This is a genomic window from Pseudomonas sp. KU26590 (assembly GCF_026153515.1).
Lineage (GTDB): Bacteria > Pseudomonadota > Gammaproteobacteria > Pseudomonadales > Pseudomonadaceae > Aquipseudomonas.
In genome coordinates this window covers 2,378,574-2,402,849 of the sequence record NZ_CP110644.1, presented here as the reverse complement: position 1 = coordinate 2,402,849, position 24,276 = coordinate 2,378,574, and the positions used below count along the sequence as shown (strand labels likewise).

21 protein-coding genes are annotated in these 24,276 nt (G+C 60.6%); 14 read left to right on the top strand and 7 right to left on the bottom strand.

Annotated features, from left to right (window positions below):
• Nucleotides 1-259: 259 nt before the first annotated feature.
• The 4 genes from xdhA to guaD all read left to right on the top strand — a co-directional run bounded on the left by xdhA (nucleotide 260) and on the right by guaD (nucleotide 6,472).
• A complete protein-coding gene (xdhA, locus tag OKW98_RS10730) occupies nucleotides 260-1,729 on the top strand; it encodes a xanthine dehydrogenase small subunit (protein ID WP_265389125.1) in 1,470 nt (489 codons plus the stop codon).
• Entirely contained in the window at nucleotides 1,722-4,130 is a 2,409-nt protein-coding gene (gene xdhB, locus OKW98_RS10725) for a xanthine dehydrogenase molybdopterin binding subunit (protein ID WP_265389124.1), read from the top strand. Before xdhA ends, xdhB begins: the two co-directional genes overlap by 8 nt.
• Nucleotides 4,131-4,291: 161 nt before the next feature.
• Nucleotides 4,292-5,131 (top strand): xanthine dehydrogenase accessory protein XdhC, encoded by an 840-nt coding sequence (xdhC, locus tag OKW98_RS10720; RefSeq protein ID WP_265389123.1) that lies wholly within the window; start codon nucleotides 4,292-4,294, stop codon nucleotides 5,129-5,131.
• 24 nt (nucleotides 5,132-5,155) lie between these two features.
• Complete coding sequence (gene guaD, locus OKW98_RS10715) at nucleotides 5,156-6,472, top strand: guanine deaminase (protein WP_265389122.1); 1,317 nt, start codon at nucleotides 5,156-5,158, stop codon at nucleotides 6,470-6,472.
• A gap of 717 nt (nucleotides 6,473-7,189) precedes the next feature.
• On the opposite strand, the gene OKW98_RS10710 is transcribed toward guaD, so the two are convergent.
• The gene (locus tag OKW98_RS10710; protein ID WP_265389121.1) at nucleotides 7,190-7,954 is read right to left on the bottom strand and encodes a GntR family transcriptional regulator; all 765 of its coding nucleotides are present in this window, start codon (nucleotides 7,952-7,954) and stop codon (nucleotides 7,190-7,192) included.
• A 358-nt stretch (nucleotides 7,955-8,312) separates the two neighbouring features.
• On the opposite strand from OKW98_RS10710, the gene OKW98_RS10705 reads away from it, so the two are divergent.
• Nucleotides 8,313-9,659 carry an NCS2 family permease gene (locus OKW98_RS10705; RefSeq protein WP_265389120.1) on the top strand — a complete coding sequence of 449 codons (1,347 nt, stop codon included), beginning with the start codon at nucleotides 8,313-8,315 and terminating at the stop codon, nucleotides 9,657-9,659.
• 1 nt (nucleotide 9,660) lies between these two features.
• On the opposite strand, the gene OKW98_RS10700 is transcribed toward OKW98_RS10705, so the two are convergent.
• From OKW98_RS10700 to uraH, 4 genes are all read right to left on the bottom strand, one after another.
• Complete coding sequence (locus OKW98_RS10700) at nucleotides 9,661-11,250, bottom strand: gamma-glutamyltransferase family protein (protein ID WP_265389119.1); 1,590 nt, start codon at nucleotides 11,248-11,250, stop codon at nucleotides 9,661-9,663.
• A 23-nt stretch (nucleotides 11,251-11,273) separates the two neighbouring features.
• Nucleotides 11,274-12,545, bottom strand: coding sequence for an oxalate/formate MFS antiporter (gene oxlT, locus OKW98_RS10695; protein ID WP_265389118.1), 1,272 nt, complete (start codon nucleotides 12,543-12,545; stop codon nucleotides 11,274-11,276).
• Nucleotides 12,546-12,996: 451 nt separating this feature from the next.
• Entirely contained in the window at nucleotides 12,997-13,422 is a 426-nt protein-coding gene (locus OKW98_RS10690) for a DUF3830 family protein (protein WP_265389117.1), read from the bottom strand.
• A gap of 50 nt (nucleotides 13,423-13,472) precedes the next feature.
• Nucleotides 13,473-13,826 (bottom strand): hydroxyisourate hydrolase, encoded by a 354-nt coding sequence (gene uraH, locus OKW98_RS10685; RefSeq protein ID WP_265389116.1) that lies wholly within the window; start codon nucleotides 13,824-13,826, stop codon nucleotides 13,473-13,475.
• A gap of 381 nt (nucleotides 13,827-14,207) precedes the next feature.
• Between uraH and puuE the strand changes: the two genes are divergently transcribed.
• From puuE to OKW98_RS10645, 8 genes are all read left to right on the top strand, one after another.
• Nucleotides 14,208-15,134: an allantoinase PuuE gene (gene puuE, locus OKW98_RS10680; protein ID WP_265389115.1), complete on the top strand. Its 927-nt coding sequence runs from the start codon at nucleotides 14,208-14,210 to the stop codon at nucleotides 15,132-15,134.
• Nucleotides 15,131-15,646 (top strand): 2-oxo-4-hydroxy-4-carboxy-5-ureidoimidazoline decarboxylase, encoded by a 516-nt coding sequence (gene uraD / locus OKW98_RS10675; protein WP_265389114.1) that lies wholly within the window; start codon nucleotides 15,131-15,133, stop codon nucleotides 15,644-15,646. The genes puuE and uraD overlap by 4 nt, the downstream gene beginning before the upstream one ends.
• A gap of 41 nt (nucleotides 15,647-15,687) precedes the next feature.
• Nucleotides 15,688-16,683, top strand: coding sequence for an allantoicase (gene alc / locus OKW98_RS10670; protein ID WP_265389113.1), 996 nt, complete (start codon nucleotides 15,688-15,690; stop codon nucleotides 16,681-16,683).
• Nucleotides 16,684-16,892: 209 nt separating this feature from the next.
• The gene (locus OKW98_RS10665) at nucleotides 16,893-17,387 is read left to right on the top strand and encodes an ureidoglycolate lyase (RefSeq protein ID WP_265389112.1); all 495 of its coding nucleotides are present in this window, start codon (nucleotides 16,893-16,895) and stop codon (nucleotides 17,385-17,387) included.
• Between the two features lie 47 nt (nucleotides 17,388-17,434).
• The gene (locus OKW98_RS10660; RefSeq protein ID WP_265389111.1) at nucleotides 17,435-18,784 is read left to right on the top strand and encodes a urate hydroxylase PuuD; all 1,350 of its coding nucleotides are present in this window, start codon (nucleotides 17,435-17,437) and stop codon (nucleotides 18,782-18,784) included.
• Nucleotides 18,785-19,011: 227 nt separating this feature from the next.
• Nucleotides 19,012-20,367, top strand: coding sequence for a nucleobase:cation symporter-2 family protein (locus OKW98_RS10655; protein ID WP_265389110.1), 1,356 nt, complete (start codon nucleotides 19,012-19,014; stop codon nucleotides 20,365-20,367).
• Between the two features lie 358 nt (nucleotides 20,368-20,725).
• A complete protein-coding gene (locus OKW98_RS10650; protein WP_265389109.1) occupies nucleotides 20,726-21,514 on the top strand; it encodes a hypothetical protein in 789 nt (262 codons plus the stop codon).
• Nucleotides 21,515-21,724: 210 nt separating this feature from the next.
• Nucleotides 21,725-22,483: a hypothetical protein gene (locus OKW98_RS10645; protein WP_265389108.1), complete on the top strand. Its 759-nt coding sequence runs from the start codon at nucleotides 21,725-21,727 to the stop codon at nucleotides 22,481-22,483.
• Between the two features lie 113 nt (nucleotides 22,484-22,596).
• Here the strand turns inward: OKW98_RS10645 and OKW98_RS10640 are convergent, their stop codons facing one another.
• On the bottom strand, nucleotides 22,597-22,821 hold the full coding sequence (locus tag OKW98_RS10640; RefSeq protein WP_065988731.1) for a hypothetical protein: 225 nt from the start codon (nucleotides 22,819-22,821) through the stop codon (nucleotides 22,597-22,599).
• Nucleotides 22,822-23,074: 253 nt separating this feature from the next.
• On the opposite strand from OKW98_RS10640, the gene OKW98_RS10635 reads away from it, so the two are divergent.
• Complete coding sequence (locus OKW98_RS10635; protein WP_265389107.1) at nucleotides 23,075-23,683, top strand: TetR/AcrR family transcriptional regulator; 609 nt, start codon at nucleotides 23,075-23,077, stop codon at nucleotides 23,681-23,683.
• 3 nt (nucleotides 23,684-23,686) lie between these two features.
• On the opposite strand, the gene OKW98_RS10630 is transcribed toward OKW98_RS10635, so the two are convergent.
• Nucleotides 23,687-24,085, bottom strand: a complete 399-nt coding sequence (locus tag OKW98_RS10630) for a response regulator (RefSeq protein WP_265389705.1) — start codon at nucleotides 24,083-24,085, stop codon at nucleotides 23,687-23,689.
• Between the last annotated feature and the right edge of the window lie 191 nt (nucleotides 24,086-24,276).

Sequence of the window (24,276 nt, the reverse complement as noted above, 5' to 3'; positions counted from 1 at the left end):
TGTGGCGCAGGGCCATACTGTGGAAACTGGCACGAAATAAGCAGAAACACGGACATGTTCTGATCACAAGCACGCCGTCTTTAAACGTCATCGTCAGGTGGGTTATCGGCAATTTCAGGAAATAATGAATTTCTTGACCTTTGAGTCAGATATTAATTGACCCGATAGTCAGAGCTGATAGATTCATCGACATGTTCGATGACCCTTCCGCCGGCACCTGTGACCAGTGCTTTTTAACGACAAGAACGAGGCGCGACCCGTGATCCAGTTTCTCCTGAACCAAGCGCTGAAAACCGAACAGGCTCTGGACCCGAACGTCACGGTGCTCAATTACCTGCGCGAGCACCTGCACAAGTCCGGCACCAAAGAAGGCTGCGCCAGCGGCGATTGCGGCGCGTGCACCGTGGTCGTTGGCGAGCTGACCACCGATGCAGCGGGCCGGGAGCAACTCAGTTATCGCAGCCTCAATTCTTGCCTGACCTTCGTGGCCTCGCTGCACGGCAAGCAACTGATCAGCGTTGAAGACCTCAAGCATCAGGGCCGCTTGCACAGCGTTCAGCAGGCGATGGTCGACTGCCACGGTTCCCAGTGCGGGTTCTGTACGCCGGGCTTTGTGATGTCGCTGTTCGCGCTGCAAAAGAACATCGCCGAATCCGCCTCCCCCGAAACCAGGCACGCCCAGGCTCACGAAGCCCTGGCGGGCAATCTGTGCCGCTGCACCGGTTATCGACCGATCCTCGCAGCGGCCGAGCAATGCTGCAGCCAACCGCAGGCAGATCAGTTCGATGCCCTGACCGCCCAGACCATCGCCCGCCTCAAGGCCATCGCGCCGACCCAAACCGGCGAGCTGAACAGCGGCGACAAGCGCTGCCTGGTGCCGTTGACTGTGGCCGACGTGGCTGATCTCTACGATGCCTATCCCCAAGCCCGGCTGCTGGCCGGCGGCACCGACCTGGCCCTTGAAGTGACGCAATTCCATCGCCCGCTGCCGGTGATGATCTACGTCGGCAACGTCGCCGCGATGAAGAAGATCGAGCATTTCGAAGACCGCATCGAGATCGGCGCGGCCACGGCCCTCACCGATTGCTACGAAGCACTGAGCCGCGAGTACCCGGATTTCGGCGAATTACTGCACCGTTTTGCATCGCTGCAGATCCGCAATCAGGGCACCCTCGGCGGCAACATCGGCAACGCTTCGCCAATCGGCGACTCCCCGCCCCTGCTCATCGCACTGGGCGCGAAGATCGTGCTGCGCAAGGGCGAGCAGACCCGCACCCTGGCGCTGGAGGATTACTTCATCGATTACCGCGTGACGGTGCGTCAGGAAAGCGAGTTCATTGAGCGCATCATCGTGCCCCGAGCCAACGCCCGGCAGACGTTTCGCGCCTACAAGGTTTCAAAGCGGCTGGACGACGACATCTCGGCGGTGTGCGCAGCGTTTCGCGTGCAGGTCGAGAACGGTGCCATCGTCGACGCCCGCGCGGCCTTCGGCGGCATGGCGGCGATCCCCAAACGCGCGGCCCATTGCGAGCAGGCGCTGCTCGGCCAGCCGTGGACATCCGCCACTATTGAGCGCGCCTGCGCCGCACTGGCCGAGGACTTCACGCCGCTGACGGACTTTCGCGCGAGCAAGGAATACCGCCTGCTCAGCGCGCAGAACCTGCTGCGCAAATACTTCATTGAAGTGCAAACGCCCCACATCCAGACGCGGGTGACAGCTTATGTCTAACCATCATTCAGCCAGGTCCCAGGAAGAAATGGTCGCCCTGTTTCAACAGGACCTGACCACCGGCGTCGGTCGCAGCGTCAAGCACGACAGCGCCGACAAGCACGTGTCCGGCGAAGCGATCTACATCGACGACCGCCTCGAATTCCCCAATCAGTTGCACGTGTATGCGCGGCTGTCCGACCGTGCCCATGCGCGCATCGTCCGCGTCGACGTGTCGCCCTGCTACGCCTTCGACGGCGTGCGCATCGCCATCACCCATGAAGACATTCCGGGCCTCAAGGACATCGGCCCGCTGCTGCCCGGCGACCCGTTGCTGGCCATCGACAAGGTCGAGTTCGTCGGTCAACCGGTGATTGCCGTGGCGGCCCGGGATCTGGAAACCGCACGTAAGGCAGCGATGGCCGCGATCATCGAATACGAAGACTTGGAGCCCGTGCTCGACGTCGTCCAGGCCTACCGCGACAAGCATTTCGTGCTCGACAGCCACACCCACCAGCGCGGCGATTCGGCGACGGCGCTGGCGTCCGCGACACACCGCATTCAGGGCACGCTGCACATCGGCGGTCAGGAACACTTTTACCTGGAAACGCAGATTTCGTCGGTGATGCCCACCGAAGACGGCGGCATGATCGTCTATTGCTCGACGCAGAACCCGACCGAAGTGCAGAAGCTCGTCGCCGAAGTGCTGGATGTGTCGATGAACAAGATCGTCGTCGACATGCGCCGTATGGGTGGCGGCTTCGGCGGCAAGGAAACCCAGGCCGCGAGCCCCGCGTGCCTGTGCGCGGTGATTGCGCGCCTGACCGGCCAGCCGACCAAGATGCGCCTGCCGCGCATGGAAGACATGATGATGACCGGCAAGCGTCATCCGTTTTACGTCGAGTACGACGTGGGCTTCGACAACGACGGGCGCTTGCACGGCATTCAGCTGGAGCTGGCGGGCAACTGCGGTTATTCGCCGGACCTGTCGGCGTCCATCGTCGACCGCGCGATGTTTCATGCCGACAATTCCTACTACCTGGGCGACGCCACCATCAATGGCCATCGCTGCAAGACCAACACCGCGTCGAACACGGCGTATCGCGGCTTCGGTGGCCCCCAAGGGATGGTCGCCATCGAGGAAGTGATGGACGCCATCGCCCGGCATCTGGGCAAGGACCCGCTGGCGGTGCGCAAAGCCAACTACTACGGCAAGACCGAGCGCAACGTCACGCACTACTACCAGACCGTCGAGCACAACATGCTCGAAGAAATGACTGCCGAACTGGAAGCAAGCAGTGATTACGCAGAGCGGCGCAAAGCGATCACGGCCTACAACGCCCACAGCCCGATTCTGAAGAAAGGCCTGGCGCTGACCCCGGTGAAATTCGGTATTTCCTTCACCGCCAGCTTCCTCAATCAGGCCGGCGCGCTCATCCACATCTACACCGACGGCAGCATTCATCTCAATCACGGCGGCACCGAGATGGGCCAGGGCCTGAACGTCAAGGTGGCGCAGGTGGTGGCCGAGGTGTTTCAGGTCGACATCGACCGTGTGCAGATCACCGCGACCAACACCGACAAGGTGCCAAACACGTCGCCGACGGCAGCCTCCAGCGGAGCGGACCTGAACGGCAAGGCCGCGCAGAACGCTGCGGAAATCCTCAAGCAGCGGCTGGTGGAATTCGCGGCGAAGCATTACCAGTGCGATGAATCGCGGGTCGAGTTTCGCAACGGCCACGTGCGCGTCGGCGAGCAGGTCATCAGCTTCGACACCCTGGCGCAGCAGGCGTGGATGGGTCAGGTGTCGCTGTCGAGCACCGGCTATTACAAGACGCCGAAGATTTTCTACGACCGCAGCCAGGCGCGCGGCCGGCCCTTCTATTACTTTGCGTTTGGCGCGGCCTGTACCGAGGTGCTGGTCGACACCCTGACCGGTGAATACAAAATGCTGCGCACGGACATTCTTCATGACGTCGGCGCCTCCCTGAACCCGGCCATCGACATCGGCCAGGTCGAGGGCGGCTACATTCAAGGGATGGGCTGGCTGACGACCGAGGAACTGGTCTGGAACGACAAGGGCAAGCTGATGACCAACGGCCCGGCCAGCTACAAGATTCCGGCCGTGGCCGACATGCCGGCGGACCTGCGTGTGAAGCTGGTGGAGAACCGCAAGAACCCCGAAGACACGGTGTTTCATTCCAAAGCCGTGGGCGAGCCGCCGTTCATGCTGGGCATCGCCGCCTGGTGCGCGATCAAGGATGCGGTGGCGAGTCTGGGTGATTACAAGCATCAACCGAAGATCGACGCGCCGGCGACCCCGGAGCGGGTGTTGTGGGGGTGTGAGCAGATGCGGGCTTTGCGGGCTGCGATGCCGGAAGCGGAAGGTGTCGCCCATGAGTTGACGGTTTCCTCGGTTTGATTTTCGTCGGCGCAGATGACGCCTTCGCGGGCAAGGTGGAGCGCCACCCCGGTCGCTCCTACAGTCGGAATGCGGTTCTCTGTAGGAGCGCGCTTGCCCGCGATGAGGCCAGCACAGACACCACAGATTTTGATCGTCGCAACAACGATCAGGAGACACACATGAATAACTGGATCAGTGCCCTCGCCGACTTGCAGCACCAGGGCGAGGCCTGCGTGCTGGTGACCATCATCGAGGAGCGTGGCTCGACGCCGCGCAATGCGGGCTCGAAAATGGTCGTCAGCGCCGGGCGCATCTTCGACACCATCGGCGGCGGTCATCTGGAATACAAGGCCATGGAAATCGCCCGGGAGATGCTCGCCAGCGGTAGCCAGCAAACCCGTCTGGAGCGCTTCAGCCTTGGCGCCAGCCTGGGCCAGTGCTGCGGCGGCGTGAACGTATTGCTGTTCGAGCCCATGGGCCAGCCCCAGGCGCACATTGCGGTGTTCGGCGCCGGCCACGTCGGGCGGGCGCTGGTGCCGCTGCTCGCCAGCCTGCCCTGCCGCGTGCGCTGGATCGATTCCCGCGAGGCTGAATTTCCCGCGCACATGCCGGAAGGCGTGACGCAGATCCTCAGCGAGGACGTCATCGAAGAAGTCGATCACCTTCCCGCTGGCAGCTATTGCATCGTCATGACCCACAATCATCAGCTGGACCTGGAACTCGCCGCCGCCATTCTCAAGCGGGGGGATTTCAGCTATTTCGGCCTGATCGGCTCGAAAACCAAGCGCGTGAAATTCGAGCATCGTTTGCGGGATCGCGGCTTCGACGCTGCGGTGCTGCAGCGCATGCGTTGTCCGATGGGACTGACCGAGGTCAAAGGCAAGCTGCCCATGGAAATCGCCGTGTCGATCGCCGGCGAAGTGATCGCCACCTACAACGCTCATTTCGGCGAGCAAAGCACCACTGCCGAACCTGTCGCCAAGCTGCTGCCGGTGTCCCGCCGCAGCCAGGCCCAATGAATCCCGGAAGAACGATCAACTGACATGACTCTTGATATCAGCAACGCTAAAAAGGCCTACCGCGCCGCCATCATTCACAGCATCGCCGACCCTGCCGACGTGGCGGTGGAAGCGTCGTACGAGTATTTCGAAGACGGCCTGATGCTGGTCGAAAACGGCAAGATCGTCGCCCTCGGCAATGCCGAAGACCTGCTGAAGACCCTCGCCGACGACGTCGAAATCGTCAGCTATCAGGACGCGCTCATTACCGCCGGTTTCATCGACACTCACATTCATTTGCCGCAGACCGGCATGGTCGGCTCCTACGGCGAGCAGTTGCTCGACTGGCTGAACACCTACGTGTTTCCCTGCGAGAAGCAGTTCGCCGACCCCGAGCATTCGGCGCAGGTGGCTGACATCTTTCTCAAGGAATTGCTGCGCAACGGCACCACCACCGCGCTGGTGTTCGGCAGTCGGCACAAGGAGTCGGTGGACGCGCTGTTCAGTGCCGCCGAGAAGCTCAATCTGCGCCTGATCGCCGGCAAGGTGATGATGGACCGCAACGCGCCGGATTATCTGGTGGACACCGCCGAATCCAGCTACGTCGACAGCAAGGCGCTGATCGAACGCTGGCATGGCAAGGGCCGTCTGCATTACGCCGTGACCCCGCGTTTTGCGCCGACCAGCACCCCTGAACAATTGACCCTTGCCGGCCAGTTGTTGACCGAATACCCCGACCTGTACATGCAGACCCACATCAGTGAAAACCTGAAGGAAGTCGACTGGGTCAAGGCACTGTTCCCGGAGCGCAAGAACTACCTGGACGTGTACGACCATTTCAACCTGCTCGGCGAGCGCTCGGTGTTTGCCCACGGCGTGCACCTGTGCGACCAAGAGTGTCAGCGCCTGGCGGAAACCGGGTCAGCCATCGCCTTCTGCCCGACCTCCAACCTGTTCCTCGGCAGCGGCTTGTTCAATTTGCCAATGGCGGAAAAGCATAAGGTCAATGTCGGCCTGGGCACCGATGTCGGCGCCGGGACGAGTTTCTCGCTGCTGCACACGTTAAACGAGGCGTACAAAGTCATGCAGCTGCAAGGCGCCAAACTGAGCCCGTTCAAATCGCTGTACCTGGCGACACTGGGCGGCGCACGGGCCCTGCGGCTGGAGGACAAGATCGGCGACCTGCAACCGGGCAGCGAAGCGGACTTCGTGGTGCTGGACTTCAACGCCACCCCGCTGCTGGCCTACCGCATGAGTCAGGCGACGAGCATTGAAGAGCAGTTGTTTGTGTTGATGACCCTGGGGGATGACCGGACCGTGAGCGAAACGTATTCGGCGGGGGCGTTGGTGCATAAGCGCTAAAAACAATGGAATGTCCGCAGGTTTGTTTCGGACTCGCCCTCACAAACGCCGCACTGTAGGAGCGCGCTTGCCCGCGAATGCGGTGGGTCAGCAACATATAGGCTGGCTGAAATAACGCGTTCGCGGGCAAGCTGCTACAGGTGCTGCGCTCGCCGAAAATGATGTGCTTGACGCCGGTGAGGTGTACGCCGCGAACTGCACGGCTTACTGCAGGCATCACACCGCCGTGCTGCGCCCTGCTTTCGTTAGCACGCTCGCAGGTATTCGGTCGGACCGGTAATTCCCCATCCCCACCGAACGTTGTAGGAGCGCACTGCCCGCGAATGCGGTGGGTCAGCAACATATAGGCTGGCTGAAATAACGCGTTCGCGGGCAAGCGCGCTCCTACAGGTGCCGCGCTCGCCGAAAATGATGTGCTTGACGCCGGTGAGGTGTACGCCGCGAACTGCACGGCTTACTGCCGGCATCACACCGCCGTGCTGCGCCCTACTTTCGTTAGCACGCTCGCAGGTATACGGTCGGACCGGTAATTCCCCATCCCCACCGAACGTTGTAGGAGCGCGCTTGCCCGCGAATGCGGTGGGCCAGCAACATATAGGCTGGCTGAAATAACGCGTTCGCGGGCAAGCGCGTTCCTACAGGTGCTGCGCTCGCCGAAAATGATGTGCTTGACGCCGGTGAGGTGTACGCCGCGAACTGCACGGCTTACTGCAGGCATCACACCGCCGTGCTGCGCCCTGCCTTTTTCTTCGGCAGCATCAGGTGCGAGAACACGGCGTGGAGGTCGTCGGAGGCGCTGTCTTCGTCGAGGTTGAGCTTGCTGTCGATGTGATCCATGTGATGCATCATCAGGCTTACCGCCAACGTTGCATCCCGGGCTTCGATGGCATCGATCAGTTGGGTGTGTTCATCGTACGAGCAGTGCGAGCGGTTGCCGCTTTCGTACTGGGCGATGATCAACGAGGTCTGCGACACCAGGCTGCGCTGGAAGCTGATCAGTGGAGCGTTTTTCGCCGCTTCCGCCAGCTTCAGATGAAATTCCCCCGACAGACGAATCCCCGCCCCGCGATCCCCTTTCGAAAAACTGTCGCGCTCGTCGCTGACCATCTGACGCAGCTCGCTCAGCTGTTCCGCCGTGGCGTGCTCGACCGCCAGTTCAGTGATCGCCTTCTCCACCAGACGCCGGGCGAAGAACACCTGTCGTGCCTCTTCGACGCTCGGGCTGGCCACCACCGCGCCACGGTTCGGGCGCAGCAACACCACGCCTTCGTGGGCGAGACGCGACAATGCGCGGCGAATGATGGTGCGGCTGACGCCGAAGATTTCACCGAGGGCTTCTTCGCTCAGCTTGGTGCCGGGCGCCAGACGCTGTTCGAGAATCGCCTCGAAAATGTGCGCGTAGACGATGTCGTCCTGGGTCCCGCTGCGGCCAGATTTGGCCGTGCGTGGGTGTTTCTTGAGAGGTTGCAACTGATCGTTCATGGGCACTCGTGGTAACGGAATCCGGCGCGGGGCCTTGCCGTGATCAGGGCGGGTACGACCACTGTTGGAGCAACCAATAGCAGATATCCCGGCAAAGTCACAGTAAAAGTAATGGCGCATTGTACACAGCCGGTCAAGTCTGCACAGGTCCCGAAGTGACGGGCCGTTATGCACACAATCCGACAAATATTCAGCGCACGATCGAAAACATTATTTGCATTATTTGTATACAAAAGCATAATCCCCTGGCGCACGTTTCTGACCTTTCAGTCAACAAATCAGCCTGACAGCTCCACCCGCCTCCCGGAGCCGGCAACCGGCTTTGTCATAACAACAAAAACGTCCCGAGGATTTCACTGTGGAAAGTCGCAAAACCGAAGCCACGCCCCTGGATCTCACGCTGCCGCGCAAAGGCCTGCTTGAACGCCTGTTCAAGCTGAGCCTGCACGGCACGACCGTCCGAACCGAGCTGCTGGCCGGGCTCACGACCTTCATCACCATGGCTTACATCATCTTCGTCAACCCCAACATCATGGCCGACGCCGGCATCGATCATGGCGCGGCGTTCGTTGCGACCTGCATCGCCGCCGCGCTGGGTTGCCTGCTGATGGGGCTGTACGCCAACTGGCCGGTGGGCCTGGCGCCGGGGATGGGCCTGAATGCGTTCTTCACCTACACCGTGGTCGGCACTATGGGTTACAGCTGGGAAACGGCGCTGGGCGCGGTATTTGTCTCGGGCGTGATCTTCATGATCCTGACCCTGTCGCGCGTCCGCGAATGGCTGCTCAACAGCATCCCGGTCAGCTTGCGTTACGCCATGGGCGCGGGGGTCGGGCTGTTTCTCGGGCTGATTGGCCTGAAGACCGCCGGCATCGTGGTCGACAGCCCGGCGACGCTGATCAAGCTCGGCTCGCTGCGTGAACCCGGTCCGCTGCTCGCCGCCATCTGTTTTCTGATGATTGCCGTGCTCAGCTATCACCGGGTGTTCGGCGCGATCCTCATCAGCATCATCGCCGTGACGCTGGCCGGCTGGGGCCTGGGGCTGGTGCATTACGACGGCATCTTCTCCATGCCGCCGAGCCTGGCGCCGACCTGGATGGCCATGGACCTGGCCGGCGTGTTCAACGTCAGCATGATCAGCGTGGTGCTGGCGTTTCTGTTCGTGCACATGTTCGACACAGCCGGCACGCTCATGGGTGTGGCACAGCGCGCCGGTTTAGTGCGCGAAGACGGCCGCATCGAAAACCTCTCGCGGGCCTTGAAGGCCGACAGCGCGTCCAGCGTGTTCGGCGCAATGGTCGGTGTGCCGCCAGTCACCAGTTACGTGGAAAGCGCCTCGGGCGTGGCGGCCGGGGGGCGGACGGGGCTGACCGCCGTGACCGTGGGTGTGCTGTTCGTGGCGGCGATGTTCTTCGCCCCGCTAGCCGGGATGATTCCCGCTTACGCGACGGCAGGTGCATTGATTTACGTGGCGATGTTGATGATGGGCGGCATGGCGCACATCGACTGGGACGAAGCCACCGACAGCATTCCGGCGATCGTCACCGCGATCATGATGCCGCTGACGTTCTCAGTCGCCGACGGCATCGCGCTGGGCTTCATCACTTACGTAGTGCTCAAAGCCGGGACCGGCAAACACAGACAGATTTCGGTCAGCCTGTGGGCGCTCTGCGTGATCTTCATTGCCAAGTTTGTGTTTCTGTAAATCAATAGCCGGCGGCTGCGCCGTTGCCACGCGGGTCGAAAGCGCCTTCAAAGCTGCCATTGACCAGACGCACCGCAGCCCCGGCATGCCCCATGGTTTCAGTGAAGGCCTCAAGCAACTCGACCTCGTGGCCACGGCGCTTGAGTTCATCGACAACGGATTCCGGGAAACGCGACTCCAGTTTCAGGGTGTCCGACGTGTCTCCCCAGGTCCGCCCCAGTAACCAGCGCGGCGCCGTCACCGCCTGCTGCAATGGCTGACCAAACACCGCGTACCGGCTGAACACCGCCGCCTGCGTCTGCGGCTGACCGTCGCCCCCCATGGTGCCGTAGACCATGGCGCGGCCATCCTCCAAGCGGGCCGCCGCAGGGTTGAGCGTGTGGAACGGCTTCTTGCCCGGCTTCAAGACCAACAAGTGCTCAGGGTCGAGACTGAACGAGGCGCCGCGGTTTTGCCAGTTCAGGCCCGAGCCCTGCAACACCACGCCGCTGCCGAATTCGTGGTAAATGCTCTGAATGAAGGAAACCGCAAGCCCGTCGTTATCGATCACCCCCATCCAGATCGTGTCGCCCGGCCCCTTGCCTTCACCCCACGGCGCGGCTTGCTGCGGATCAATGCGCGCTGCCAGCGCTTGCAGGTTGTCCGGCGCCAGGCAGCTCTGAGGGTCGATAGTCATGTGCTCGGGGTCCGTTATGTGGCCATCGCGCAGTGCGAATGCGAGCTTGGTCGCCTCCACCAGGGTATGAATATGGTCGGCCTCGTCCGCGGCATGTGAGGCCAAACCTGCGTGATCGGAAATCCCCAGGATCAGCTGCGAAACCAGCCCCTGGCTAGGGGGCGTCAGGTTGTAAACCGTACCTGCGCTGTGGTTCAGCTCAAGGGGGCGCACACGCCTGGCCCGGTAACTGGCCAGATCGGCACGGGTCACCGGCGCGCCCAGAGCCTCCAGATCATGGGCAATGGAATCGGCAAGCGCCCCACGATAGAAACTGTCCAGACCGTCGTCGGCCAAGGCTTGCAGCGTGTCCGCCAGACGCGGTTGCCGGAACAGACTGCCGGCTTGCGGCGCTGCGCCGTTCGGCAAAAACGTCTCTGCAAAACCCGGCACATGCTGCAACTCAGCCTGCTTGGTAGATGTGGCGACGTGTTGGGAGACGGTGGTGGGAATTCCAGACCGTGCGTAGTGGATCGCGTCTTCGAGCAGGCGCGGCAAAGGAGTATGGCCACCCCATTGCGCCGAAACTGCCAAGGCCTCCTGCCAGCCGCCTACGGTTCCCGCCACGGTCAGCGCCGCATCGACGCCACGGGTCGGGATTTTGCTCATGCCTTCGTAGCGGCTCAGGGTCGCCAGACTGCCAGCCGGACCGCTGGCGTCAATGGCCACCGGCTCGCCCTGGGCAGGCATGATCAGCCAGAAACCGTCGCCGCCCAGGCTGTTCATGTGGGGGTACACAACCGCAATCGTGGCGGCTGCCGCGACCATCGCCTCGATCGCGTTACCGCCCTCGCGCAATACCGCCAGCGCCGATTGTGCAGCGAGACTGTGAGGCGCAACGGCAATGCCGCGAGCGGCCAGTGTGGTGTTCAACATGCGCAGATTCCTTTTTATAAAAATTACAGAGCGTGTGCGGCAAGCCAGTTCATACGCATGCGTTTGAGCACGAAGAAGGCCAGCAGAGCGGTGACGATGTCAAAGCTGATGGCCACCGCAAAAACCGGGTACCAGCTACTTGTGTACTGGTGCAGCAGCGCTGCAACCGGACCGCCAAACACCGCGCCAATCCCCTGCGCCATGTACAGAAAACCGTAGTTGGTGGTGGCGTGGCGGGTGCCGAAGGTGTCGGTCAGGGTTGAGGGGAACAGGGAGAATATTTCACCCCAGCCCAGGAACACGACACCCGACAACAGTACGAACAGCACCGGGTTATCACTGGTCAGCAACCACAGCGTCATGGCTACACCTTCAAACAGAAACGCGAACGCCATGGTGTTTTCGCGGCCGAAACGGTCGGAAATCCAGCCGAACAACGGCCGGGTCAGACCATTGCAGACACGGTCAATGGTCAAGGCCAGTGGCAAGGCCGCCATGCCCATCACCATGACGGTGGTCATGCCGAAATCCTTGGCGAAGCTGGCCATCTGCGAAGTCACCATCAGGCCGGACGTGGACATCATGGTGAACATGGCAAACATCAGCCAGAAGACTGGGGTCTTGAGCATCTCGCGGGGCGCGACATCAGAAACGGTCTGCGCCGTTTGCGCCACCGCCGTATCACGCAACAGTGCCGGTGGTTGACGCAAAAACCGCGACGCGGCAAGCCCGACCACGCCCAGCACGAGGCCGAACGTCATCATGGTCTGTTCCATGCCAGCACTTTGCAGACTGTTGCTGATAGGAAACGTGGTGAGCATTGCGCCCATGCCATAGCCTGCGGCCACGGCGCCTGCCGCGAAACCGCGACGGTCAGGGAACCAGCGCACCATCAGACCGACAATGCCCACATAGACAATCCCGGTGCCCAGGCCACCGACCACGCCATAACTCAAGTACAGCATGCTCAGAGAAGAAGCCTGACTGGCCAGCACCCAACTAAGGCCGGACAACGTGCAACCCAGACCGACCAGCAGGCGAATGCCAAAACGATCGACCAGATAGCCCTGCACCGGGGAAAAGAATGTCTGCAAAATAATCAACAGGGAAAAGGTGATTTGCACTTGCGCCAGCGAAACACCGAGTTTGTTGGTCAGCGGGCCGGTAAACAGCGTCCAGACATATTGCGGACTGGAAATCGCCATCATGCACACAACACCGATGACAAGTTGATACCAACGGGCGGTCGCAACAGGCGCACGGGCGCCTTCAATAATGTATTGATCACTGCTCATGGCATTAGGCTCGAATGTGAGTTTATCGAGCCAAGGTCAAGAGCAAACCGCATGCCAGTTACTTAAAGCACCTCAACTTTTCTGTTTATTAAAAACTAAATGTATGCCCATAAAAACTTTCGTCCGCGCGTCAGCCTTTCGGTTATTTATCCGAAATATAATTTATATATAAGTCCAACTAAACAATGAGTGGAAAACAACGTACGCGCCCTGCATAGGCTTGTCTATCGCTAAAGGGCCGACCTATAGCGCCTAACGGACACGCGCAAAATACGGAGTCACCTCATCGCCCGACGCCGGTGCAGCGACGCACGCAGTGCACCAGGCTGAAACGGTTTACAACGCCAGCAACGGTATTACCGGGTATGAGAAGAGCGATCCGAACACGGCCGCCCTCTTCATTCATAGCGCACGCCGGGAATAGATCCAGCCACCTTGCCGAGTGTGAACTTCACGCCCGCTCGAATACGATCTCTTGAGCACCTTCCCATAACGTCTTCACGCCCAGGGCGCGCAAGTTTTCCTTGCCTTGCACGATGGTCAGAAAGTGATTGCCCGCCAGTTGCCCCATTTTGCTGGCAAAGCAGCAAGAGCCGTAAGCCACGAGAATTTCGGTTTCGCTATAGGGACCGGGGTAGAAAAGAATGTCACCCACGGAAGGATGACTGGTGTGATTCTCGAAGCCGATGGGCTCCTCGCCCTTCAGAAGTTGATACTCACCCAATGGCACCCAGCATCCCTCGCCACTCCAACGCACGTGAATAAGCTTCTGACGATAGGGGAGCAACGCGAGAAACGCCGCGACAGTTTGCGGGGCATCGGGGTTGGTTTCGGCGAGAAACTGATACCCGCCTGCGGTGATTTTAAGCGTGGTCATGCAACGTTATCTCCTCAATAGGCATGGCGGTGATCCGAGGGGTTGCCCCCCTAGCTCCCTCGATAGGTCGAATAACTATAAGGCGAGATCAGCAGCGGCACGTGATAGTGGTCCTGCGCGGCATCAATGCCGAAGCGCAGCACGACGACATCAAGAAACGCGGTGTCGGGCAGTTGAACCCCTTTGGCGCGGTAGTAATCACCCGCGTGGAATTGCAATTGGTAGACGCCTGAACGGTAATCATCGCCCTGCAACAATGGCGCGTCGCATCGACCGTCGGCGTTAGTCACGGCGTCGGCGACTTTCTCCAGCCGTTCGCCTTCAACCCGGTAAAGCGCGATGTGAATGGCGCTGCCGGGGCACCCGTGAGCGGCGTCCAGTACGTGTGTGGTCAGTCGTCCCATGCTTGTCGGGGCCTCGCTTGAGAAGTGGAAGTCAGGCACACGCACCGATTAAGGGCTCAATGGATGCGGGCGATGAGTGATTAAGACACTTTGAACATAAATTGTACACAATAGATGTCGTTTAATAGCCCGTTTTGCTCGTCGCGTCTGGATAACCGGTATTTCACAGCGCAGTGAGGAAATTATTAGGTTTTTTCTAAAGATCCTGACCAATAAGGCAGGTTTCTTGCAGCACGAGCCTTCGTAAGAAAAGAAAAAACAGGCTTACAAAATGCGGTCAAGGTTGTATACAATATTTTCACCGCAACGGCAGTCCACTGCATCGTATTGCAATGTCAGACAGCCACTGCAACATACAACACGCACAGAAGGAATCTCGCAGTGAGCGCCGACTACCCACGCGACCTGATCGGTTACGGCAGCAACCCGCCCCATCCGCACTGGCCAGGCAATGCCCGTATCGCGCTGTCGTTCGTGCTCAATTACGAGGAAGGCGGCGAGCGCAACATTCTGCATGGTGACAAGGAATCCGAAGCGTTCCTCTCCGAAATGGTCGCCGCGCAACCGCTCCAGGGCCAGCGCAACATGAGCATGGAATCGCTCTACGAATACGGCAGCCGTGCCGGCGTGTGGCGGGTGCTCAAACTGTTCAAGCAATTTGATATCCCGCTCACCGTTTTCGCCGTGGCCATGGCCGCGCAGCGTCACCCGGACGTGATCCGCGCCATGGTCGACGCCGGCCATGAGATCTGCAGCCACGGCTACCGCTGGATCGACTACCAGAACATGGACGAGGCGCAGGAGCGCGAGCACATGCTCGAAGCCATCCGCATCCTCACCGAACTCACCGGCGAACGGCCGCTGGGCTGGTACACCGGGCGCACCGGCCCCAACACCCGGCGGCTGGTGATGGAAGAAGGCGGTTTTCTCTACGACTGCGACACCTACGACGACGACCTGCCCTACTGGGAGCCGAACAACGCCACCGGCAAGCCGCACCTGGTGATCCCCTACACGCTGGACACCAACGACATGCGCTTCACCCAGGTGCAGGGTTTCAACAAGGGCGACGACTTTTTCGATTACCTGAAAGACGCCTTCGACGTGCTATACGCCGAAGGGGCCGAGGCGCCAAAAATGCTGTCGATCGGCCTGCACTGCCGCTTGATTGGCCGCCCTGCCCGACTGGCCGCCCTGCAGCGTTTTCTTGAGTACGTCAAAGGCCACGAGCAGGTCTGGTTCGCCCGCCGTGTGGAAATCGCGCGGCACTGGCATCAGGTTCATCCCTTCAATGGAGCCGCCGAATGAGCCGTTTTCAAACCCTGACGCCCTCCGCCCTCAGCCGCGACGAATTCGTCCACGCCTTCGGGGATATTTACGAACACTCGCCCTGGGTCGCCGAACAGGCCTATGACCGGGGCCAACTGCACGAGCTCGACGACATCGAGACGCTGCATGCACGCATGAGCGACATCCTGTTGAGTGCCGATCACGCCGCGCAACTGGCGCTGATCAACGCTCACCCTGACCTTGCCGGCAAAGCCGCCGTGCAAGGCCAACTGACCGAAGCCAGTACCTCCGAGCAAGCTGGCGCCGGTATCCACCACTGCACGGCCGAAGAGTTTCAGCGCTTCACCGAGCTGAACGACGCCTACAAGGCGACGTTCGCGTTCCCCTTCATCATGGCGGTGAAAGGCAGCAACCGGCATCAGATCCTGGCGGCCTTCGAGACGCGCATTCACAACTCGACCGACGTCGAGTTCGCCTGCGCGCTGGCCGAGATCAACAAGATTGCCCTGTTTCGCCTGCAAGCCCTCTGACCGACCTTTCCCACGCCCCCTATCAAAGGCAGACAAAAAGAATGAAAGCTTACGCCGCACCCTTCGAGAAGTTCGTCAACCTGGCCGATGCGCGTCTGGGGACGAAGATCCTGTCCGTCACCGATGACTGGTTCGCGGACGCCAACCGCCTGTTCCAGCCGACGCCTGCGGTCTGGAAAGAAGGCGTGTTCGACGACAACGGCAAGTGGATGGACGGCTGGGAGTCGCGCCGCAAGCGCTTCGAAGGTTACGACACCGCCGTGATTCGTCTGGGCGTCGCCGGTTCGATCAAGGGCGTGGACATCGACACCTCGTACTTCACCGGAAACTACCCGCCCTCGGCCTCGCTGGAGGCGTGCTTCCTGGCATCGGGTGAGCCGGATGAAAACACCGAATGGACAGAAGTGCTGCCGGCCGTCGAGCTAAAGGGCGACAGCCACCATTACCATGAGATCGCTGACGCCAAGGCCTACAGCCACCTGCGTTTCAATATTTACCCCGACGGCGGCGTGGCGCGTTTGCGCGTGTACGGCGTGCCCCATCGGGACTGGACGGCGGTGGGCGACAACGAGCAGATCGACCTGGCCGCCGCGCTGAATGGTGGTCGTGCGCTGGCCTGCTCCGACGAGCATTTCGGGCGCATGAGCAACATCCTCAACCCGGGCCGTGGCGTGAACATGGGCGACGGCTGGGAAACCGCACGTCGCCGCACCCCTGGCAATGACTGGGTGATCGTGGCGCTGGGTCATGCTGGTGAAGTGGAACAGATCGTCGTCGATACCCTGCACTTCAAAGGCAACTACCCGGACAGCTGCTCTATTCAGGCGGCGTTCGTCAAAGGCGGCACCGACAGCCAGATCGAAACCCAGAGCCTGTTCTGGCGCGAACTGCTGCCAAGCCAGAAGCTGGAAATGCACGCCGAACACACCTTCGCCGAGCAGATCAAGGCGCTGGGGCCGATTACCCATATTCGCCTGAACGTGTTCCCGGACGGCGGCGTGAGCCGGTTGCGGGTGTTGGGCAAGGTCGCGAAATAACACCTGACCCTGTGGGAGCGTGGCTTGTCCCGCGATCGGCGACGAAGTCGTCGCAATAGCGGCAACTGCGCTCTGTCTGATACACCGAGTGCGCCGGTCTTGCTGACGCTTCGCGCCAGATCGCGGGACAAGCCACGCTCCTACAAAAGATTGCGTAGACCAAAGACCACAGTGTTTTCATTTACGAATAACGAGAAAGAAGGCCCCGCATGCGCACACTGATCATCGAGCCGTTGACCAAGGCAGCCTTCGCCCCGTTTGGCGATGTCATCGAAACCGATGGCAGCGATCATTTCATGATCAACAACGGCTCTACCATGCGCTTTCACCGTCTGGCCGAGGTTGAAACGGACGACAAGGCGATCATCAGCATCTTCCGCGCCGAGGCGCTGGACATGCCGTTGACCATCAGCATGCTGGAGCGCCATCCGCTGGGCAGCCAGGCCTTTATTCCGCTGCTCGGCCATCCTTTTCTGGTCGTGGTCGCGCCCCTTGGCGATGCACCCGAACCCGAGTTGACCCGCGCCTTCATCACCAATGGCAGGCAGGGTGTTAATTACCATCGCGGCGTCTGGCACCACCCGGTGCTGACGATCGAAAAGCGGGATGACTTCCTGGTGGTTGATCGCAGTGGCAGTGGCAATAACTGCGATGAGCATTTCTTCGAAGAGAGTCAGAAGATGGTTCTCGATCCCCAACTATAAGAAGGGTCTGACCACCCGTTAAGGGGTGGAAGGCAAAGGGTAAGACTGTGGCTGCACATCTGATGGAATGGCTGAATCTGGGCGTGCGCTGGATTCACATGATCGTCGGGATCGCCTGGATCGGCGCGTCCTTTTATTTCGTCTGGCTGGAGAACAACCTTAACCGCGCCAACCCTCGTGACGGTCTGTCGGGCGACCTCTGGGCGATTCACGGCGGCGGTATTTACCACCTGGAAAAGTACAAGCTGGCCCCGCCCACCATGCCGGACGACCTGCACTGGTTCAAATGGGAAGCCTACTGGACCTGGATGTCGGGCGTCGCGTTGCTGTGCATCGTGTTCTATTCCAACCCCACGCTGTACCTGCTGGCACCCGGCAGCACGCTGAGCGGCGGCGCAGGCATCGCCATCGGCGTCGGCTCATTGATCGCCAGTTGGACGATCTACGACATCCTGTGTGATTCGCCGCTGGGCAAGCGCCCTGCCCTGCTGGGCCTGGTTCTGTTCGTGCTGATCATCGCGGCGTGCTTCGGCTTCAGCCAGGTGTTCAGTGGCCGTGCGGCTTACCTGCACACGGGTGCAATCATCGGCACGATCATGGTCGGCAACGTGCTGCGCATCATCATGCCGGCCCAGCGAGCATTGGTCGCCGCCATCGCCGAGAACCGCACGCCGGATCCGTCGCTGCCCGCCAAAGGATTGCTGCGTTCGCGGCACAACAATTACTTCACCCTGCCGGTGCTGTTCATCATGATCAGCAACCACTTCCCGAGCACCTACGGCAGTCAGTACAACTGGCTGATCCTGGCCGGGATCGCGGTGTGTGCGGTGCTGGTGCGTCACTACTTCAACACCCGTCACAACAGCCACAAATACGCCTGGGCCCTGCCGGTTGGTGCGCTGGGGATGATGTGCCTGGCGTACGTCACCGGCCCGGCGCCAATGTCGCGCGGCCCGGACGTGGCGGCGAACATCCAGTACCAGCCACTGCCGGGCACAGCCATCGGAGGGCATCGCGCCGACGAGCCGAAGCCTGACGTGGCGCCAGCGCCTGTTGAAGCTGTGCCTGTGCCTGCGCCTGCACCTGCACCTGCCGCACCGGCTGCCGCCCAACCGGCGCAGGCCAGCACCGGCGGCGTGGATTTCGAGAAGGTCCACAGCGTGATTCAGGAACGCTGCACCGTCTGCCATTCCGCCAAGCCCACCAGCCCGCTGTTCAGCAGCGCGCCGGCCGGGATCATGTTCGACACCCCGCAGCAGATCCAGCAACTGGCCCCGCGCATCCAGGCCCAGGCCGTGACCGCGCAGATCATGCCGCTGGGCAACATCACCCAGATGACCCAACAGGAACGTGACCTGCTGGGGCAATGGATCGATGGAGGGGCGCAGACGAACTGACTGACTGGCCGCAGGTTCATGAACAAATGAATCTCCTGTAGGAGCGACCGGGGTGGCGCTCCACCTTGCCCGCGAATGAGGTGGGTCAGCTAAGCCTGTGCTGACTGACGAGATGCATTCGCGGGCAAGCGCGCTCCTACAGGGATCGTATCAATCCCCCCGACGTTAGCGTTCCACCGCCCTGCCGCACCGGGCGTACTCATAAAATAAAAACAATGAGGTGTTGCATGTCAGAGTCAACTCACGCGCGCATCCCTGCCGCGCCACCACGACAGCCCCTGCCCTTGCTGCAACTGATTCTGGTGGGCCTGCAACACGTCCTGTTGATGTACGGCGGTGCCGTTGCAGTGCCGCTGATCATCGGCCAGGCCGCCGGGCTTTCACGGGAAGACATCGCCTTTCTGATCAACGCCGACCTGCTGGTCGCCGGCATTGCCACGGTGGTGCAATCCCTTGGCATCGGCCCGCTGGGCATTCGCATGCCGATCATGATGGGCGCCAGTTTTGCCGCCGTCGGCAGCATGGTGGCGATGGCCGGGATGAGCGGCGTCGGCCTGCCAGGCATCTTCGGCGCGACCATCGCGGCGGGCTTCTTCGGCATGCTGATCGCCCCGTTCATGTCAAAAATCGTGCGCTTCTTTCCGCCGCTGGTGACCGGCACCGTGATCACCTCGATTGGCCTGTCGCTGTTCCCGGTGGCGGTCAACTGGGCGGGGGGCGGCAGCAAGGCAGTGAGCTTCGGCGACCCGGCCTACCTCGGCGTTGCCGCGCTGGTGTTGCTGACCATCCTGCTGATCAACCGCTTCATGCGCGGGTTCTGGGTGAATATCTCGGTGCTGATCGGCATGGGCCTGGGCTACATCCTCTCCGGCTTCATCGGCATGGTCGACCTGAGTGGTCTGGGTCAGGCCGAATGGCTGAAGGCGGTCACGCCCCTGCACTTCGGCATGCCGCAATTCAGCCTCGCGCCGATCCTGTCCATGTGCCTGGTGGTGGTGATTATCTTTGTCGAATCCACGGGGATGTTCCTCGCCTTGGGCAAGATCACCGACCGCGACGTCACGCCCGGCATGTTGCGCCGGGGGCTGCTGTGCGACGCCGCCGCCTCGTTTCTTGCGGGCTTTCTCAACACCTTCACCCATTCCTCATTTGCGCAGAACATCGGCCTGGTGCAGATGACCGGCGTGCGCTGCCGCTCGGTGACCATCGTCGCGGGCGGTTTTCTCATCGTGCTCAGCCTGTTGCCGAAAGCGGCGTATCTGGTGGCCTCGATTCCGCCTGCCGTACTGGGCGGCGCGGCCATCGCCATGTTCGGCATGGTCGCCGCCACCGGGATCAAGATCCTCCAGGAAGCGGACATCGCTGATCGGCGTAACCAGCTGCTGGTCGCGGTGAGCATCGGCATGGGCCTGATCCCGGTGGTGCGCCCGGAGTTCTTCAGCCAGCTGCCACAGTGGATGGGCCCGATCACCCACAGCGGCATCGCCATGGCGACGTTGAGCGCCGTGTTGCTGAACCTGCTGTTCAACGTCCTCGGCGGTGCCGGACGCGATGCGATGGCCGGGCCGCTGCACTCACACTGAGGGGTTGCCCTGTTTTCGACGGGAGTGCTCTGTGACAGAGCACTTGAGCCCGGCTGCGCGAGTCAGTATCCTCCGCCGCCGCTCGAATTCAGTCCAATAACAACACTGCAACTAACCTGACTGACCGGACAACTCTCCGATCAGCCCGTGCATCTTCCAAACGGCATCGATAAATCGACCCATCGACTGTTATTTAAACAGCCGACAGGGCTTTTTTGTCTTTTTTCAAGGTGTTGGCTCAGCTCTTGCTATCCACTCGAAGCTGACCAAACAGACAACTTAGTCAGTTAAAACCAAGGCGCCATAACAGAGCGTCAGTTCGCAAAAAACCACGACGTCAATCCAAGGGAGTATTTACATGAACCGCACGCTTTCCAGCCTGATGGCCGCCAGTAGTCTGCTTGCCGCTGCGCCGGCCATGTCGGGTGATCTGCTGCAGTGGCAGAGCAACAGCCTGACTTATCTCTACGGCAAAAACTTCGCCGTGAACCCTGAGAACCAGCAGACGTTCACCTACGAACATGCCGATGGCTGGAAATACGGCGACAACTTCGTCTTCCTCGATTACATCAACTACAACGGCAAGAAAGACGGCGGCCTGGGCAACGCCTCGACGTACGGGGAAATCTCCCCTCGCCTGTCCATGGGCAAGATCTTCGATCAAAAATTTCAGCTCGGCCCGATCACTGACGTGTTGCTGGCAACCACTTACGAGTTCGGCGAAGGCGATGTCGAGTCGTACCTGATCGGCCCCGGTTTTGACTTGAAGATCCCCGGCTTCGATTACTTCCAGCTGAACTTCTACAAGCGCTACACCGACGGCCACCGCGCCGGTTACGGCGCCTGGCAGATCACCCCGGTCTGGTCTTACACGATTCCAGTGGGCAAGTCCGACATTCTTATCGACGGTTTCATGGACTGGGTCGTGGACAACAAGCAGTCCAACAGCAAGGGCGATTACCACTCCAACCTGCACTTCAACCCGCAGATCAAGTACGACTTGGGCAAGGCGCTTAATCTTCCGGACCGACAGTTGTACGTGGGCGTCGAGTACGACTACTGGAGCAACAAGTACGGGATCAACGACACGCGCTCCTTTGACACCGACCAGAACACCGCCAGTTTGCTGGTGAAAGTCTTCTTCTGATCGCTTCGGGACGGTGCTAGCAAGCGCCTTCGCAAGCAGTTCACCTGACGGACTTACTGCAGAATGTCCGGAGCATTGCGCTCCGGTCAATTCATGCGCTTTTCATTTTCATACGACCGATTTTTAACTTCCGCTCCGGGATGATAGGCACCGTCGGCCACTGTCGGGCAGACACTCGAACCTCCCTGTCTGAACCACCCGGTAATCACAATGAACAAACTTCCGCAGATCACGCTCGCGTTCTGGGTCATGAAAATCTGTGCCACCACGTTAGGCGAAACAGCAGGCGACTTGCTGTCAATGACCCTCGACGTTGGCTATCTGATCAGCTCCCTTATTTTAATCAGCGTGTTTGTCGTCACGCTCATCACGCAACTGGCCTCCAAACGCTACAACCCGGCGCTGTACTGGTTGGTGATTCTTTCCACCAGCACGGCGGGCACCACCATGTCCGACTTCATGGACCGCACGCTGGGGCTCGGTTACGCGGCGGGTTCGGCCATTCTCGTGGCGATCCTGCTGGCGATCTTCTCAGCCTGGTACTGGAGCGAACGGTCGTTGTCGGTGAGCCGCGTCACGACGCTGAAAGCCGAGCTGTTCTACTGGTTCGCGATCCTGTTCTCGAACACCCTGGGCACGGCGCTGGGCGACTTCCTGGCGGATGACTCGGGGTTGGGCTTCATGGGCGGGGCACTGCTGATCGGCTCGGCGATTGCCGTGGTCGTGTTGCTTCACTACACCACCCGGTTGTCGTCGGTGGCGTTGTTCTGGATCGCCTTCGTGCTGACTCGCCCGTTCGGCGCAACGTTGGGCGACGTGCTGACCAAACCCCATGAAAAAGGCGGGCTGGACTTCGGCACGGTGGGTTCTTCGATGGTACTGCTGGGCATTCTGGTGCTGCTGGTGGGCGCCGCCATGTATTACAACCGCAAGCCCGCGCCGGCCTTTGCGGCGATCAGCGACAAGTAAGGGCAATCGGCAGATAGAAATAAAGCGCGCTTGCCTGGTACTGAAGCACTTCAGCCATCGCTACCCAGGCTGATGTTCAACGGTCACAGGCAAACGCGGCGAGGGTCACCCGCTCAGGAATGCCCTTCCCACGGCAGCGGCTTGCCCGCTCGCACCCTCGCATTCAGCGAGCGCAACAGGTCGAGGGGATCACGGTCCTTCATCGCATGACTCTGCTCGTCGACCCAGGTCATGACCTGCTGCCGGTCGAGGGTCGGCCGGCGATGCAGGATTTCCACCAGCTGCCGCTCGCAATGCTGGGCATACGCAACGACGCTGGAAAACAATGGGCTGTTCATGCTGCCAACACCTCGCCACCGAATACGCGTTCAGCCTTGATAAGGCGCCAGTTCTGATCGTGCTGCTCTGCTAATGCTCCCGGTACTACTCTCGGTACAGCCATCCGCCACACAATACCACTGGCGCGCGGTCGCGACAGTGACAAGCCGGTGCGGGAAAGGGATGTCGTTGCGTGGGAGTGGCAATGTTGAGCCTGCCGCGAGGCCGGTGCTAACATTCGCCACCGCCGAGCAGGCAAGGACATACCGGTTTATGAGCAGCATCCGCGAGCGCAACAAAGAACTGATCCTGCGCGCAGCCAGTGAAGAATTTGCCGACAAGGGATTCGCCGCCAGCAAGACCAGCGACATCGCCGCCAAGGCGGGTGTGCCCAAGCCCAACGTCTATTACTACTTCAAATCGAAGGACAACCTGTACCGCGAGGTGCTCGAAAGCATCATCGAGCCGATCATGCAGGCATCGACGCCGTTCAATCGTGAGGGTGTGCCGGCAGAAGTGCTCACGAGCTACATTCGCTCGAAGATCCGCATCTCCCGCGACCTGCCCTTCGCTTCAAAGGTGTTCGCCAGCGAGATCATGCACGGCGCGCCGCATCTGACGTCCGAACAAGTTGAACAGCTCAATGGCCAGGCCAGGCACAACATCGAGTGCATCCAGGGCTGGATCGATGACGGCCTGATCGCGCCCATCGACCCCCATCATCTGATGTTCAGCATCTGGGCCGCCACCCAGACCTACGCCGATTTCGACTGGCAGATTTCTACAGTGACGGGTAAAGCGACCCTGGACGACGCTGATTACGAAGCGGCCGCCCAGACCATTATCCGGCTGGTGCTTAAAGGGTGCGAGCCGGACCGCTGAGGGTCACAGGCTTTCGTCTTTGTCGTAGCCCAAGGCCCTGTTCACGCCCTGTAAAAGCTGGCCGAAGCTCCAGGGTTTGCGAATGAACACCACCGGATGTACGACGCCAGAGCTCTCCGGTGTCTCGTGACCTGACATGATCAGAATCGGGATGTGCGGATACTTGTTGCGCGACAGGTTCGCAAGGTCTGCACCGTTCAAGGTGCCCGGCATGAGGATATCGGTCAGAAGGAGCGCCACGTCGGCCGAGCTGCTCTCGAGGTAATTCGCCGCCTCGTCTGCCGTCTCCAGCGCATGGGTGGTAAAGCCTTCATCCTCGAGGATCTCGCACACGAACTCACGAATGATTTCCTCGTCCTCAACCACCAGAATGAGTCCCATGTTTGGTACGTCTGCTGCCATTTGCGCCACATCCACAATAATTATTTCCCATGCCTGCCCGGCCGGCCCTGTCCTGGACTCGGGTGTAGTCCGTACTGTGAGCGGCGCGAGCGCCGGAAATTCCATTGGGAAACAACATTTGGTCGAAACGTCGTACAGATTCGGTAAATAAATGCAGTCGAAAGGTCCTTCACCAAATCGCAGGCAATAAA